Source organism: Dehalobacter sp. 12DCB1 (genome assembly GCF_004343605.1).
Classification (GTDB): Bacteria; Bacillota; Desulfitobacteriia; order Desulfitobacteriales; family Syntrophobotulaceae; genus Dehalobacter.
Window position 1 is genome coordinate 11,556 of record NZ_POSF01000002.1, and the last position, 13,784, is coordinate 25,339.

General features: G+C 45.4%; 16 protein-coding genes. 14 read left to right on the forward strand and 2 right to left on the reverse strand.

Translation table 11 applies throughout. From position 1 onward, the window contains the following. Positions 1-12: 12 nt before the first annotated feature. The 5 genes from C1I38_RS00645 (at position 13) to C1I38_RS00665 (ending at position 3,426) form a co-directional block, all read left to right on the forward strand. Positions 13-204 carry a hypothetical protein gene (locus C1I38_RS00645; RefSeq protein ID WP_021315779.1) on the forward strand — a complete coding sequence of 64 codons (192 nt, stop codon included), beginning with the start codon at positions 13-15 and terminating at the stop codon, positions 202-204. Continuing rightward, the gene (locus tag C1I38_RS00650; RefSeq protein ID WP_119775325.1) at positions 191-1,954 is read left to right on the forward strand and encodes a VirD4-like conjugal transfer protein, CD1115 family; all 1,764 of its coding nucleotides are present in this window, start codon (positions 191-193) and stop codon (positions 1,952-1,954) included. The genes C1I38_RS00645 and C1I38_RS00650 overlap by 14 nt, the downstream gene beginning before the upstream one ends. A 27-nt stretch (positions 1,955-1,981) precedes the next feature. Continuing rightward, positions 1,982-2,290: a TrbC/VirB2 family protein gene (locus C1I38_RS00655; protein ID WP_021315773.1), complete on the forward strand. Its 309-nt coding sequence runs from the start codon at positions 1,982-1,984 to the stop codon at positions 2,288-2,290. A 5-nt stretch (positions 2,291-2,295) separates the two neighbouring features. Next, positions 2,296-2,523, forward strand: a complete 228-nt coding sequence (locus C1I38_RS00660) for a hypothetical protein (protein WP_119775327.1) — start codon at positions 2,296-2,298, stop codon at positions 2,521-2,523. 63 nt (positions 2,524-2,586) lie between these two features. Then, positions 2,587-3,426 carry a hypothetical protein gene (locus tag C1I38_RS00665; RefSeq protein WP_119775328.1) on the forward strand — a complete coding sequence of 280 codons (840 nt, stop codon included), beginning with the start codon at positions 2,587-2,589 and terminating at the stop codon, positions 3,424-3,426. A gap of 11 nt (positions 3,427-3,437) precedes the next feature. Here C1I38_RS00665 and C1I38_RS00670 read toward each other — a convergent pair whose 3' ends face one another. Beyond that, positions 3,438-3,716: a hypothetical protein gene (locus tag C1I38_RS00670; protein WP_015042123.1), complete on the reverse strand. Its 279-nt coding sequence runs from the start codon at positions 3,714-3,716 to the stop codon at positions 3,438-3,440. 89 nt (positions 3,717-3,805) lie between these two features. Continuing rightward, entirely contained in the window at positions 3,806-4,060 is a 255-nt protein-coding gene (locus tag C1I38_RS00675) for a helix-turn-helix transcriptional regulator (RefSeq protein ID WP_119775330.1), read from the reverse strand. A gap of 241 nt (positions 4,061-4,301) precedes the next feature. On the opposite strand from C1I38_RS00675, the gene C1I38_RS00680 reads away from it, so the two are divergent. The 9 genes from C1I38_RS00680 (at position 4,302) to C1I38_RS00720 (ending at position 13,783) form a co-directional block, all read left to right on the forward strand. Next, positions 4,302-4,499 carry a hypothetical protein gene (locus C1I38_RS00680; protein WP_119775331.1) on the forward strand — a complete coding sequence of 66 codons (198 nt, stop codon included), beginning with the start codon at positions 4,302-4,304 and terminating at the stop codon, positions 4,497-4,499. 58 nt (positions 4,500-4,557) lie between these two features. Beyond that, on the forward strand, positions 4,558-4,923 hold the full coding sequence (locus tag C1I38_RS00685; protein ID WP_119775333.1) for a PrgI family protein: 366 nt from the start codon (positions 4,558-4,560) through the stop codon (positions 4,921-4,923). Next, positions 4,916-7,252: a VirB4-like conjugal transfer ATPase, CD1110 family gene (locus tag C1I38_RS00690; RefSeq protein WP_119775334.1), complete on the forward strand. Its 2,337-nt coding sequence runs from the start codon at positions 4,916-4,918 to the stop codon at positions 7,250-7,252. The genes C1I38_RS00685 and C1I38_RS00690 overlap by 8 nt, the downstream gene beginning before the upstream one ends. Before the next feature lie 70 nt (positions 7,253-7,322). Further along, positions 7,323-7,730: a DUF6075 family protein gene (locus C1I38_RS00695; RefSeq protein WP_119775336.1), complete on the forward strand. Its 408-nt coding sequence runs from the start codon at positions 7,323-7,325 to the stop codon at positions 7,728-7,730. A 36-nt stretch (positions 7,731-7,766) separates the two neighbouring features. Then, positions 7,767-9,674: an NlpC/P60 family protein gene (locus C1I38_RS00700; protein ID WP_243103680.1), complete on the forward strand. Its 1,908-nt coding sequence runs from the start codon at positions 7,767-7,769 to the stop codon at positions 9,672-9,674. Between the two features lie 109 nt (positions 9,675-9,783). Next, positions 9,784-10,548 (forward strand): SAF domain-containing protein, encoded by a 765-nt coding sequence (locus C1I38_RS00705; RefSeq protein WP_119775337.1) that lies wholly within the window; start codon positions 9,784-9,786, stop codon positions 10,546-10,548. Between the two features lie 12 nt (positions 10,549-10,560). Then, positions 10,561-11,409, forward strand: a complete 849-nt coding sequence (locus C1I38_RS00710) for a P-loop NTPase (protein ID WP_119775339.1) — start codon at positions 10,561-10,563, stop codon at positions 11,407-11,409. Between the two features lie 2 nt (positions 11,410-11,411). Continuing rightward, on the forward strand, positions 11,412-12,833 hold the full coding sequence (locus tag C1I38_RS00715; protein WP_119775341.1) for an ATPase, T2SS/T4P/T4SS family: 1,422 nt from the start codon (positions 11,412-11,414) through the stop codon (positions 12,831-12,833). Further along, on the forward strand, positions 12,830-13,783 hold the full coding sequence (locus tag C1I38_RS00720) for a type II secretion system F family protein (RefSeq protein ID WP_119775342.1): 954 nt from the start codon (positions 12,830-12,832) through the stop codon (positions 13,781-13,783). Before C1I38_RS00715 ends, C1I38_RS00720 begins: the two co-directional genes overlap by 4 nt. Position 13,784 lies beyond the last annotated feature (1 nt).

Here is a 13,784-nt window from a genome sequence, read left to right on the forward strand (position 1 = left end):
AGGGAATTGCCTATGAAGGAAGAAGAAAGGGTGCTTACCCTGGACGACTACGAATACGGCGTTATGGTAAACGCCTTGAACGAACTCAGAAACGACCTGATTGAAGAACAACGCCCCACCGATGCCGTAGACGAGCTACTTCTCAAAACCATCGACGCCCCGACCAAAAAGCAGAAGCGCAGGAGTCACGATGAAGCGCGCTGAAACCGCAAGGAGCAACCTCATACTCTTTGCGGTTTTTTTAATCCCTGTGGTATGGGCGGCATTGCTGACCGCCCCTTCCCTTTCCAGGGGGCTTCCTGAAATCCTTGCCAATCTCACGTTAGCGATAAACAATCCTTTTGACATTCGGTGGGTAAACGATTCGCTCAAGTGCATCCTGCTCTTTGTTGCCGCCTACGGCATGGGCACAGGGATTTACCTCTCTACCAAGCGCAATTACCGCAGTCGGGAGGAGCACGGCAGCGCGCGCTGGGGAGGCGCGGCGACTGTCTGCAAGAAATACCGGGACAAAGAGCCTCAAAAAAACAAAATTCTGACGCAAAACGTTCGTATCGGCCTGGATGGCCGTAAGCACAAACGGAATTTGAATGTCATGGTGGTGGGCGGCTCCGGCTCCGGTAAGACAAGGTTTTACGCCAAACCCAACGTCATGCAGGCTAACACCTCTTTTATCGTTCTCGATCCCAAGGGGGAAATTTTGCGGGACACGGGAAACCTGCTGAAAGCAAAAGGTTATGAAATCAAGGTTCTGGATTTAATCAACATGTACCTGTCCCATTGCTACAATCCCTTCGCTTACCTCAAGGACGACAAAGACGTGTTAAAGCTCGTCACCAACCTAATTCGCAACACTACGCCCAAAGGTTCCAACACTAACGACCCCTTTTGGGAACGCGCTGAAACCGCTTTACTGGAGGCATTAATCCTCTATCTTCTTTATGAAGCACCTAAGGAAGAGCAGAATTTTCCGATGGTCATGGAGATGATCGCCGCCGCCGAGGTCCATGAGGATGACGAATCCTATCAAAGCCCCCTTGACGCGCTGTTCGAAAGGCTGGAAATGCGGGAATCGGAGCACCTAGCAGTCAAGCAATATAACATCTTCAAGCTGGCGGCGGGCAAAACCGCCAAATCTATTCTCATCGGTTTGGGTGTCCGGCTGGAAAAGTTCAACCTGTCCACCCTTGCGGGAATCACCACGGTGGATGAAATGGAGCTGTCCTCAGTCGGGGAGAAAAAGACAGCGCTCTTTGCCGTGATACCCGACAACGATTCATCCTTTAATTTTATAGTCGGGATGCTTTACACCCAACTATTCCAAAGCCTCATGTACCTTGCCGACTATAAGTACGGAGGCAGGTTGCCCGTTCATGTCCACTTTGTCATGGATGAATTTGCCAATGTCGCTCTGCCTGATGAGTTTGACAAGCTGCTGTCCACCATACGTTCCAGGGAAATATCCGTGTCCATCATCCTGCAAAACCTGGCACAGCTCAAAGCCCTGTTTAAGGATACCTGGGAATCCATTCTGGGTAATTGTGACGAGTTTCTATATTTGGGCGGCAATGAGCAAAGTACCCATAAGTATGTATCCGAACTTTTAGGCAAGGAAACCATTGACATGAACACCTACGGTCAGAGCAAGGGCCGTAATGGAAGCTACTCCGTCAATTATCAGCTGTCGGGGCGCGAGCTTCTGACCCCCGACGAGGTGCGGATGCTGGACAACCGCTATGCCTTGCTCTTTGTCCGCGGTGAACGAGCCATTATGGACGACAAGTATGATATCCTTAAACACTCCAATCTGGAACTGACTGTTGACGGCGGCGGCCAACCTTTCCGGCACGGCGGTACGGAAACCGCCCTGGACTGGAAAGCTGTGGTCCTAAACAAAAACAGCGATTACGAGCTTCTCTCCGAGGAAGAACTCGAAACCCAGATGCAATCCTGAAAAACAATACATTGGAGGCATGATTCTATGAAAATGTCCAGGAAAATCAAAAGGACTATTGCAGTTTACTGCACACTGGTACTAATGCTTTCCTTCTTGGCCGCCCCTGCTTACGCGGCAGGCGATCCCCTCCAGGTGATTAACAATCTGTCCGACTTCATTTTTGGACTGATCCGCGCCATTGGGATGATTCTCTTAGGCTTCGGCATTGTGCAAATCGGCCTTTCCCTTAAATCCCACGACCCTTCCCAGCGGGCCAACGGCTTCCTGACGCTGGCAGGCGGAGTGATTATTACCTTTGCCAAAGAGATCCTTACTCTGATTACAGGAGGTTGATCGCCATGTTTAATACATTTCCGATCAATGAAGAAATGCACATTCATTCACTGAACGGCGAACTGCGGAAAGCTACCATCCTCAAGAGGCTGGGTGACAACGATTATCTTGCCGAATATAACGGAGTCAAGTGCCATGCAATCTATAACCCGTTTGTCAATAAATTCTACGTGGATGACAAATATAGCGTCATCAGGGACAAAATGCCCAGCAGGGATGAACCATGCCGGTAACGATTACAAAGATAAGCCCACGTTTCGTACGCGGGCTTTGTCTCAGAAATGAGGTGAGTTTATTTGTCAAACGGCAACTGGGTCATCGACAATCTCAATAACGCCCTGGCAACCTGGAATGCAAAGCTGGCGGAGATTTTGCAAATTATTACCCAATCGCCAACTGAATTTAAAGGCGGCGGTATTTGGAATGTTATCGTTAATATTCACGGCGCATTGCAGGCCGTTGGCATGGCCCTGTTGGTGCTGTTTTTCGTCATCGGCGTAGTCAAAACCTGTGGCAGCTTCGCCGAAGTCAAAAAGCCGGAGCACGCCTTGAAGCTTTTCATCCGGTTTGCCCTGGCCAAAGGCGTCGTGACTTATGGACTGGACTTAATGATGGCGCTGTTCAATATCGTGCAGGGGATTATCTCCAGCATCATGAGCGCTGCAGGCTTCGGGACGACCACCCAGACCATACTGCCTGACACCATTGTGCAGGCCATTGAGAATTGCGGTTTCTGGGCGAGTATTCCGCTGTGGGCGGTGACGCTCATCGGCGGTTTATTTATTACGGTTCTGTCTTTTATTATGATCCTTACGGTGTACGCCCGCTTTTTTAAAATATTTTTATACACCGCCATTGCCCCTGTGCCTCTGGCCTCCTTCGCCGGAGAGCCGAGCCAAAGCATCGGCAAAGCTTTTTTGAAAGGCTACGCCGCCGTGTGTCTGGAAGGAGCCATTATCGTCCTAGCCTGCGTAATCTTTTCCGTCTTTGCGTCTTCCCCACCGGTGGTGGACACCGGTGCCAGCGCCGTCACAATGGTATGGTCCTATATCGGGGAGTCGATTTTCAACATGCTGGTGCTGGTCGGGGCCGTAAAAATGGCTGACAGGGTGGTGCGGGAAATGATGGGGTTGTAAATTTAATACTCTCAGGTGTTTATGTCCTCATAATATTGGTTTTCCTTCTGCTCCCGCCTGTGCCGGATTTTTCGGCGGATGGCCGCAACCCAACTTAGGGCCACAAGGCCAAGCAGGGCTAAAAAGATTAGGGTTGTCAACATTTCATGTTCCTGTACAAAGTTTGGGAACAAAGCGCCCACCAAAAGAACATAAAGCAACGGCACGCCCAAGCGAAAAACCGACGCAATCTTAAAGATGAAGTTTAGAGCCAGCATCAGTAAAAATAAGAAAATGGATGTATACAACACAAACAAACCCTCCTTTCCTATCCCTATTATCACGTATCAAGGAAGGAAATGGAAGGCTGTGCACGGACTATTTTAGCGACGTACCCTTATTAATCATTCCGTCTTTTCACCAGCAAATCTTCAATAGAAATATCCAATGCTTTCGAAATCGCAACGATCTCATAATCCTGAACAAGACGATATTGCCCTTCAAGACGTGAAAGACTTGTCGCGCTGATATCCAAGCCCACGGTTTGCAGTTTCGCCAAAAAATCTTTCTGCTTTATTTTCTTTGCTTTCCGAAGGGCAACAACCTTGGCTCCAATCATGTTTTTATTGCCGGGCGGGTTCTGTCGTGGTTTCATACCTTTGCACCTCACTATTCTTCTCAATTTTATGTGAGGGGACAATAGTTTTAATGCGTTAATCGCAGTAAAATATAAAAATAAGTCGATATTCGCAGTAAAAACCGAAAGGAGTCCTTCTAAAAGATGAGACAAGAAATCTGTTGTTTCATGGTACGTAAACACATCAAGCTGCATTATGAAGGTGATGAAGAACACTCCATTGTCATCCGGCTTAAAATCAGACAAAGGAGATTTGAGCATGAAAAAGGGGTCTCTCAATGACGAGTTTGAAAGAGAGAAGAAAAAACTCAACAGACTTGGTAATAAAGCCTTGAAAAACGGTATTCGCCTTATACAGGATGAGGCATTTATGGAACAGAACCGTAAGGTTGATGAGTTGGTGGTCAAGATCCAAATCGAAAAAGAAAAGCATAAAAAAAACCGGCAGGAACGGTAAAAAATTCTTGATGGCGCTTCGTTGAGGGGCGCTGTTTTTTTACGGAGGTGGGTGTACTTTGGAAGTTAAAATCAACCGGGAAATCCGGGATTACACGGAAAGCATGTTCTTTGGACTGTCCATGCGACAGTTTATTTTTTCTCTCCTGGCTGTTGGCGTTGCCGTCGGCATCTACTTCGGCCTGCGGAATGTCTTAGGCACGGAAACAGTGAGCTGGGTGTGCATTTTGGGTGCGTTCCCCTTTGCCGCCATGGGGTTTATCCGCTATCACGGCATGACAGCGGAACAGTTTTTCTGGGCGTATCTCAAATCGGAGTTTATCCTGCCCAAAAAACTGATGTTTTATCCGACAAACGTGTATTTCGAAGCGTTGAAGCAGAGCATTCAAAACAAGGAAAAGGAGGAATGGAAACGACATGATTAAAACCCTGCAGAAAATTGTGAAGCAGGATAAGGAGAAGTTTGTTGTCCCCAAAGGTGTCCAGCAGACTATTCCTATCAAGGCCGTCTGGCCGGACGGGATTTTTAAGGTGGGCAACAAATTTTCCAAGTCCTTTCGTTTTACAGATATTAATTACGCGGTGGCCTCCAAAGAAGACAAGGAAGCAATGTTCCTGTCTTATTCGGAGCTGCTCAATTCTTTGGACAGCGGAGCGACCACCAAAATCACCATTAACAACCGCCGCTTGAACAAAATGGACTTTGAAAGCTCTATTCTCATCCCGCTCAAGGGGGACGGGCTGGACGATTACCGTGGGGAATACAACCGGATGCTTTTGGACAAGGCCACCAGCGCTAACGGGATTGTCCAGGATAAATATGTAACCGTATCGGTGCTGAAAAAGAATATTGAGGAAGCACGGAACTACTTCTCTCGCATCGGAGCCGACCTGATCACCCACTTTTCCCACCTTGGCTCCAAGTGCGTGGAACTGGATACTATGGACCGCCTGCGCATCCTGCATGATTTTTTCCGTCCCGGCGAAGAAACGGATTTCCGGTTCGATCTATCCGAAACAATGCAAAAGGGGCACGACTTCAAGGACTATATTTCTCCAGACACCTTTGAATTTGCAAAAGACCACTTCCGCATAGGAAACAAGTACGGGCGCGTCATTTTCTTAAGGGAATACGCCAGCTATATCAAAGACAGCATGATATCCGAACTCTGCGATTTTAACCGCAGCATGATGTTGTCATTGGATATTATCCCCATCCCCACGGATGAAGCGGTACGGGAGGTGGAAAACAGACTGCTTGGGGTGGAAACCAACATCACAAACTGGCAGAGACGGCAAAACCAGAACAATAACTTTTCCGCCGTTGTACCCTACGACATGGAACAGCAACGCAAAGAAAGCAAGGAGTTCCTCGACGACCTGACCACTCGCGACCAGCGGATGATGTTTGCGGTGCTGACCATGGTGCATGTTGCGGACAGCAAGGAACAGCTGGACAGCGATACCGAAACCTTGCTGACTACCGCACGGAAGCATCTTTGCCAGTTTTCCACCCTGACATTCCAGCAGATGGACGGATTAAATACGGCGCTTCCCTATGGGCTAAGGAAAATCGAAGCTATCCGGACGCTAACCACCGAGAGTACTGCGGTGTTTATTCCTTTCCGGGCGCAGGAAATTTCCCACAACGGCGGTATCTATTATGGCCAAAATGTCATATCCAAGAACATGATAATCGCCAACCGCAAGCTGCTTTTAAACGGTAACAGCTTCATCCTGGGCGTATCCGGTTCCGGCAAGAGTTTTACAGCCAAGCGGGAGATTGTCAACCAGATCCTTTCCAGCGATGACGACATAATACTGATTGACCCGGAGCGAGAATATTCTTCCCTTGTCAAAGCCTTGAGCGGTGAGATCATTCATATTTCCGCAACCTCCCCAAACCATATCAATGCCATGGACATGAACCGTGATTACGGCGACGGGGCTAATCCGGTCATCCTAAAATCCGAATTTGTCCTTTCCTTATGTGAGCAGCTGATCGGCGGCCAAAACCTGGGGGCGAAACAGAAGTCCCTGATCGATCGCTGCACCGCAAGTGTTTACCGGAAGTATCTGCAAAGCAACTTTCAGGGGATAACGCCCACCTTGCAGGATTTTCATGCGGAGCTTTTAAAACAGGATGAACCGGAAGCGCAGGAAATTGCCTTAGCTATTGAGCTGTTCACCAGCGGCAGCCTGAACACTTTCGCCAAACCGACCAATGTTGACGTCAACAACCGCCTAATTTGCTACGACATTCTGGACTTGGGCAAGCAGCTTTTGCCCATCGGTATGCTGGTGGTGCTGGACAGCATCCTGAACCGGATTACCCGGAACCGGGCCAAGGGCAAAAATACTTTCATAATTATTGATGAAATTTACCTGATGTTTCAGCATGAGTATTCGGCCAATTTCCTTTTTACACTGTGGAAGCGCGTCCGTAAATACGGGGCGTTCTGCACAGGCATCACCCAAAATGTTGATGATTTGCTGCAGAGTCACACGGCTAGGACCATGCTGGCCAACAGTGAATTTATCGTCATGCTCAATCAGGCCAGCACCGACAGAATGGAGCTGGCCAGGCTTTTGAACATTTCCGACCTTCAGCTCAGCTACATCACCAACGTGGATGCGGGGAACGGGTTGATTAAGGTGGGAAGTTCCCTTGTCCCCTTTGCCGATCAATTTCCACGCAACACCAGGCTCTATCGCCTGATGACCACAAGACCTGGCGAACAGTCTGAAATCTAATCCTATATGTTCATTGAGGAAAGCCGGTACGTAATGACGGCTTTTTCATCATATTGAAGGAGAAAATTCAATGAAAAATATCCGGTTTGTAAGCAAAGAGCATGAGGCCTTTTATTACAATATGCTCGATGCAGCAGGTAATACTGACGTGTATCACAGGGCATTTTTCTACACGATGGGGATAAGTAAGGAAACAAGGGATCATATCCGCTCCTTGTTTGATTTTAAAGAGAAGTGCATTAAGCCGCAAAACCTTGGAGCCGCCTGGCAGACGGGAGGAACCATCCGTCTGTGCCGCTTGGCTTTTAACCTTTGGAACGGGTGGACAGAGGAGGGAAAAGAGCGGTACTCCACGCCGTATGAATTATTTGACTGCCGTTTTGCGGCGTACTTTTTCGAAGCTATCCGGCTGCGTTATCCCGAGTATTGCCTGAGTCCGGAGCGTCCTGCCCTACAGCTCTCTGTAAAGGAACTGTAAACCTTTCAGATAGATTGAGTCCAATGGGGGAAGGCGATGAGGGTAATGAAAGAAATAAGGACGAAATCTGCTATCAAAGACATTAAGGTACTGGATAAAGCTTCGGATGTATCGCACAGGATGAAAAAAGCCTATATCCGTACAAAGGAGCAGGCGGAGCAAAGCGGGCATAACGAAGACAGTAACTATGTGGATAAAGCAGTGAGTAGAGTAAAAGACGGTACGGAAACAGTTGTTCAAAAAGCGCTAACTATGGGAGAACACGGCAAAAACGCGGTGTGGAAAATCAAGGAACGGCGGGCAGGCGGGACGGGTACTTCTACTACTATTACTAGCGGAAATCAGTCGGGGCGTACCTCCTATCCCGACGCTAAAGTTCCAAAATTAAAACAGAGATATGTTCAGGGCAAAGCAACTTTAACGGCAAAGCAAACGGCTGAAAGAAAAGCTGCTCAGACCTTCCAAAATTCAGTTTTTCAACCTACAGAAAAAGCAGCATTGCAGGTCGGCAAAATTCACGGCCAAACAGGACGCAGGATCAAACAATCTGCTAGAGAGAGTAGTATAACCGTAAAACAGGCGGCTAAAGGCATGGTTAAAACGGCCCAAAGAAGAGTTAAGACCATCGAACGCAGTTCCAAGACAGCCATTAAGGCCTCACAGTCAGCAGCCAAAACTATCGTTAATGCAACTCAAGTCGCCCAAAGGGTGACCCAAGCGGCACGGACCGCAGCAAGAGCTGCGGCTGTCTCGGGAAAAACGGCGGCAAAAGCAATGCTTGCCACTATTAAAGTGATAATTGCAGCATTGAAGAGCCTGATTGCACTGATTGCCGCCGGAGGTTGGGCAGCGGTTGTTATCATCTTACTGGTATGTCTGGTAGGGCTTATGTCAGGGTCAGTATTCGGAGTTTTCTTTTCCAATGAAGACACCGGTAAGAATACGCCGGTTATGACGGAGGCCGTCAGCCGGTTAAACGGGGAATTCAGGGCAAAAATTGAGCAAATAGAGAATGAAAATCCCTATGACACGCTGGATTTGTCCAATAACGGCAGCAGTACCATGGTCAGCAACTGGCGTGACATTCTGGCGGTGTACTCGGTGAAAGTGACCGCCGATCCGGAAAACGGCATGGAGGTTGCCACCCTTGACGATACAAAAGTGGAAATCCTCCGAAACATATTTTGGGAAATGAATAAAATCGATTATTGGCTGGACACGATTGAGCACACGGACGGGAAAACGACCAGTACCGAGACTGTCTTGCATATTCATGTGATCTCGAAATCTTATTCGGATATGATCGCCCAATACAATTTCAATCAGCAAGAAGCGGGGATGTTGAATGAGTTGATGCAGGACAAATACAAGCAGCTATTTTTAAGGCTTATAGGTAGTTATACGGATATAACCCTTTCTCCGAAGGAAATTGCAGCTATTATGAACAACCTGCCGCCGGATTTGGACGAAAAGCGGAAAAAGCTTGTACTAGCCGCCTATTCCCTTGTCGGTAAGGTAAATTACTTTTGGGGAGGTAAATCCACCGTCATCGGTTGGGACAGCCGCTGGGGAACACCTGCTAAAGTAACTGACGAGGGCAGCGCAACGTCCGGAAACGTTCGGGCTTTCGGGTTGGACTGTTCCGGCTATGTGGCATGGGTATTCGTCAATGCCGCAGGTAATACAGATGCTGCGAAAATAACTGGAACCGGTACTGCTAGCCAATATGCCGCATGTGCGCCGGTAAACTGGGTCAGTGCTCAGCCGGGGGATTTGGCATTTTATTCCGACCTAAGCCATGTGGGCATTGTTGTGGGCAAGGAAAACGGAAATCTGTTAATTGCCAATTGTAATGCTGGCCAGAACAATGTAGGGATAACCGTTGTATCCGGTTCCAGTGCCTCAAGCTATTATCTGATCGGCAGACCTAAGTTTTTTGAATAGCTTTACCCTTTATAAATACAAAGAAGTTATCTATGCTGTATATAGATAACTCCAGAAAGAGCTTTTTTCCCCGGTTTATCAAGTAAGAAATAATGAAGGAGTGTAAGTTTTGAGAAGAATTATATTTATTATCGGAGCTATCCTGGCTTTAGGCAGCGGAATCGGAATCTATTTGCAAATCGACTATTCAAAAGGTCTTATCCCGGTTGTCTTTGCTGCCTCAGATATTTCAGAAGACACAGTTGTATATGACCAACAGCTAATTATAAAAAAAGTGCCAAGAGAGAGTGTTCCTGACGGCGCTGCCACCGACAAAAATCAAGTTATAGGAAAAACACTGAATTGGCCGTTAAAGGAAGGAGATCCTGTCAGAACCGATAAAATAGAACAAAATCCTAAAGTTTCAGAAAATAATACCAGACTGATTGCCTTTAAAACGGATTATGACGGTTCAATTGCCGGTTTAGTCCGATACGGGCAAACGGTTGATCTTGTCATGAGTGTTGACCCTAAAGTATCAGGAAGTACATCCATGACAGGATATATATTAACGGACTTATTTATCGAGGCCACAGCCGATGCAACCGGTAATATTCTCACTTCAGCAGATACGCCCTATATCCAGTCCAAAGCAGAAAGTGTTGTAAGTCTTTCCAATGGAAACCAAACAAAGGGTATTCCGGTTGAAATCATTGCAAAAGTAACGCCCCGGCAATTTCTTATCATCAAACAGGCAGAGACAATGGGGACGCTCTCCCTTGGCAAAAGAAGCAAAGACTCGGTAAATCTTTATAATATCAACCAAGTTGTTGAGAATTCTAATGTAAATGTGTCTAAAGATTTTATCCTTGCTTTATTAGCGATGCAGAAATAGGGGGATCGCAAAATGACAAGAGATAACGAGCTGCAATTAACAGAGAATGGTTATAAAAAAATTATTACCTTTTGGGGTGTTGGTTCTGTTGGAAAAACAACCATGGCTTTAACTTTCGCCCAAACCTTTGCCAAAATAGCTGACCTAAAAGTCGGGCTATTGGATTTTGCGGTACTAACTCCCAGTATCCATTTATTTCTGGATACTGAAGATCAAGAAAGCACGATCGAATTTGTTTTGAAATCCTGGCAAGATAATTTCTCGTATAAAGATATCTTAGAAGAAAATGCCATCAAGACTGAAGATATTCCTAACCTTCTTTACTGGACAGGCCTGACAAAGCATCCCGAACTGATAGAAAAACTTGGGCCAAACCAGGCCAAAAAGATTATTTCCGATCTGTCGGAGATTGTGGACGTTCTTATTATTGACGTCCAAAGCGATACACTCATCATTCCGACAGATATTGCTTTGAAAATGGCGACCGATGTTATTGTTGTGGTGGACCAAAACAGAAATGTCATTGAAAATACAGCAAAGTGGCTTAACAATTTGTCTGTCAGACAAGTCGGGATTAATAAATTCCATTTGTTAATCAACCAATATTCGAATAAAGCCATGTACACAAAAGAAAAAATCGAGAAAAATTTAGGATTGCCTCTGCTTGGAACCATACCGGCGATACCGAAGGTTAAATATGATAACCTTACCGTTACCTTGGATTCTCTTTTAAAATATCGTGAAGTTTCGGATCATGTAAAGAAAGCGTCATTTAAGCTGCATAAAGAAATCCCATTGAAAAAGAAGGGAGCCAAAAGATTTAGGCTCTTTTCATTTAGCAATAAAAAGGACGGTGACTAGGTATGAGAGTCAGTCTGGCTCAGGCTGCCAAAGTATATGTAAGTTCTGAAGACGATAAAAAATTGCTTTTTAAAGCCACAAGCATCATCCAAACAGAATTGGCGGAAAAACATTCCAAATTGTTGAGTGATGCTATCTACGGAAATTTTGAAGCCCAAGAAAAAATAAAAGAAGTAATGAAGGAAATTCTTTTTACCAACAAAGTTGAAATCCCGAATATGGGCATCGAACAAATTATCTGGGAAGTATATAAATACATCGTAGGTTACGATATTTTGCATGATTTAATCTACCTTAACCCCGATATTACTGAAATATGTGTAAACGGCATTGATAAAGTTACCTACAAGAAAAACGGCATCCGCTACCATGCCGTGAATATTAAATTTAAAGATAATCAGCATTTAGAAAAAATCGCAGAGAAAATATTGCTTACTTGTCACTCCGAAGCAAACGAGGGTAGTCCTATGGTCGATAATGCCTGGCTCCCTGACCGAAGCAGAGTTGTCATCAACAAAAGCTCAATCGTTCCAAGCCATGGGATAACCATCAATATCCGCAGATTTCGGGATAAGAACTTTACCATGGAGGAACTAGAGAGTATAGGCACATTAAAAACGGCTGAACCCGGAGTTTCCTTAAGTGATCAGGATGATCTTTTCGAAGGGCAAAATGATGATACCGGCCATTCTTACAGACAGCTGGATTTTCTTTATGACGCAGTAAAAGCCGGGGCGACTATCATCGTAAGCGGAGGAACGCATACGGGGAAAACAACTTTAATCAGGACGTTAGCCGGGATATTACAGGAATTGATCCCTGAAGATAACAGTGTTGGTGATCCTGAAAGCGGTTTGCGGATTATTACAATTGAAAACGGGCCTGAGCTACAGCTGCTGAAGTATTATCCTAAGCTTGAAGTCGTCGAGATGCTTGAGAGAGATACAAAATATAATCCGATTGGCGTTGAAGAAATCTATCCCCAAATTATGCGCATGGACCCGGATGTTATCCTGGTCGGGGAAATCCGGTATCCGATTGAAGCGATGTATACGTTGAGGGCCATGCGATCCGGCCATGCCAACACCATGGCCTCCATTCATACCTATGATGCCGAGTCTTGCTGCCAGGAGCTCAGGACAAAAGTACAGGCCATATCCAATGTATCGGATAAAGTTATCAATAGCGAGATAGCGACAGCGGTCGATATCATCATTCAATTAGCCAATATTGACAGAAAGATTGAAATTACCCAAATTGCTGAAATCGATTTAGATGATAACGATAACATCGTCATTAATAACATTTTTAAACGCGACAGCAACGGAAACATGACGTTTAAGCCGATAACGAAAAAATTGGCCAAAAGGTTAATCGCTAAAGGAAGGGGTAATACCGACGAGATAAAGAGGTGGATAAAATGAACCTGATTCTTTGTTATGGAATGAGTATCGGCCTACTCATTATTTTATTTGCTTGGTTTTTCCAGGATACAGAAAAGAGAAAGATTACAGGGTATGTTAAAAGGAGATTAACCTCTATCCAAGAAAGAGTCCTTAAAGAAACAGGTCTCATAAACAAAATAAGGATTCTCTTTGATCAGCGTAAAGAAATCATCCAATTGAACATGACGTTTAAAACATTCGTGATGATTAGCATTATCTTTTTTATCTTCACCTTGGTGGGATCAATATGTATGTTTAAGCTTACAGTACCGGGTATTCAAGGATCGCAAGCAGTGGTAATGAAATATAACGTCTTAGCTATCGTCATCGTTACGTTCGTGGGCGGGATATTTCCATGGTTAATACTCAATATCGTCTACTATTCCACACGCAAATTGATCAATAAGCAGGCATTAAATACGTTTACCTTGATTCTTAATAACTATATTGTGCGGAATAACCTTGAAGCAGCCACTTGGGATTCAATCGAGGGGATGCCCTCTCAAATGAAATCGCTATTCAGCAGAATCCAAACCGAAGTAAATGGCGGTGAAAGTTTTGATCAGACAGTGTTAAGAACTGCCAATATTCTCAAGATCCAAGCGTTCAGAGATTTTTACAACACAGTCCATTCCGCCGTTATTTCCGGGGGAAATACCGATGAGAATCTATATCGGTTAATTGGTAAAATACGTTCTAAAAAAATTAGAGCGCAAACGATTAAAGAAGATTTAAGTCCACTGATATCAAAGGCAATCGTCTTTACCATCGTTATGGTTGTTGTCTATTTCGCAGTCGGGCTTTTCTGGCCAGATTCCATGATGATGGTTAAACAGTCTTCTATAGGCGTTTATTACACAGATTCAATTATTATTGCCATACTTATTGAGGTCGGGCTTTTATTAAAATATTTATCGATGGAGGATTAAG

Excerpts from the sequence above, each read along its gene's own strand:
- C1I38_RS00645 (WP_021315779.1), top strand. The coding sequence starts at position 13 with ATGAAGGAAGAAGAAAGGGTGCTTACCCTGGACGACTACGAATACGGC.
- C1I38_RS00650 (WP_119775325.1), top strand. The coding sequence starts at position 191 with ATGAAGCGCGCTGAAACCGCAAGGAGCAACCTCATACTCTTTGCGGTT.
- C1I38_RS00655 (WP_021315773.1), top strand. The coding sequence starts at position 1,982 with ATGAAAATGTCCAGGAAAATCAAAAGGACTATTGCAGTTTACTGCACA.
- C1I38_RS00660 (WP_119775327.1), top strand. The coding sequence starts at position 2,296 with ATGTTTAATACATTTCCGATCAATGAAGAAATGCACATTCATTCACTG.
- C1I38_RS00675 (WP_119775330.1), bottom strand. The coding sequence starts at position 4,060 with ATGAAACCACGACAGAACCCGCCCGGCAATAAAAACATGATTGGAGCC.
- C1I38_RS00680 (WP_119775331.1), top strand. The coding sequence starts at position 4,302 with ATGAAAAAGGGGTCTCTCAATGACGAGTTTGAAAGAGAGAAGAAAAAA.
- C1I38_RS00690 (WP_119775334.1), top strand. The coding sequence starts at position 4,916 with ATGATTAAAACCCTGCAGAAAATTGTGAAGCAGGATAAGGAGAAGTTT.
- C1I38_RS00695 (WP_119775336.1), top strand. The coding sequence starts at position 7,323 with ATGAAAAATATCCGGTTTGTAAGCAAAGAGCATGAGGCCTTTTATTAC.
- C1I38_RS00700 (WP_243103680.1), top strand. The coding sequence starts at position 7,767 with ATGAGGGTAATGAAAGAAATAAGGACGAAATCTGCTATCAAAGACATT.
- C1I38_RS00710 (WP_119775339.1), top strand. The coding sequence starts at position 10,561 with ATGACAAGAGATAACGAGCTGCAATTAACAGAGAATGGTTATAAAAAA.
- C1I38_RS00715 (WP_119775341.1), top strand. The coding sequence starts at position 11,412 with ATGAGAGTCAGTCTGGCTCAGGCTGCCAAAGTATATGTAAGTTCTGAA.
- C1I38_RS00720 (WP_119775342.1), top strand. The coding sequence starts at position 12,830 with ATGAACCTGATTCTTTGTTATGGAATGAGTATCGGCCTACTCATTATT.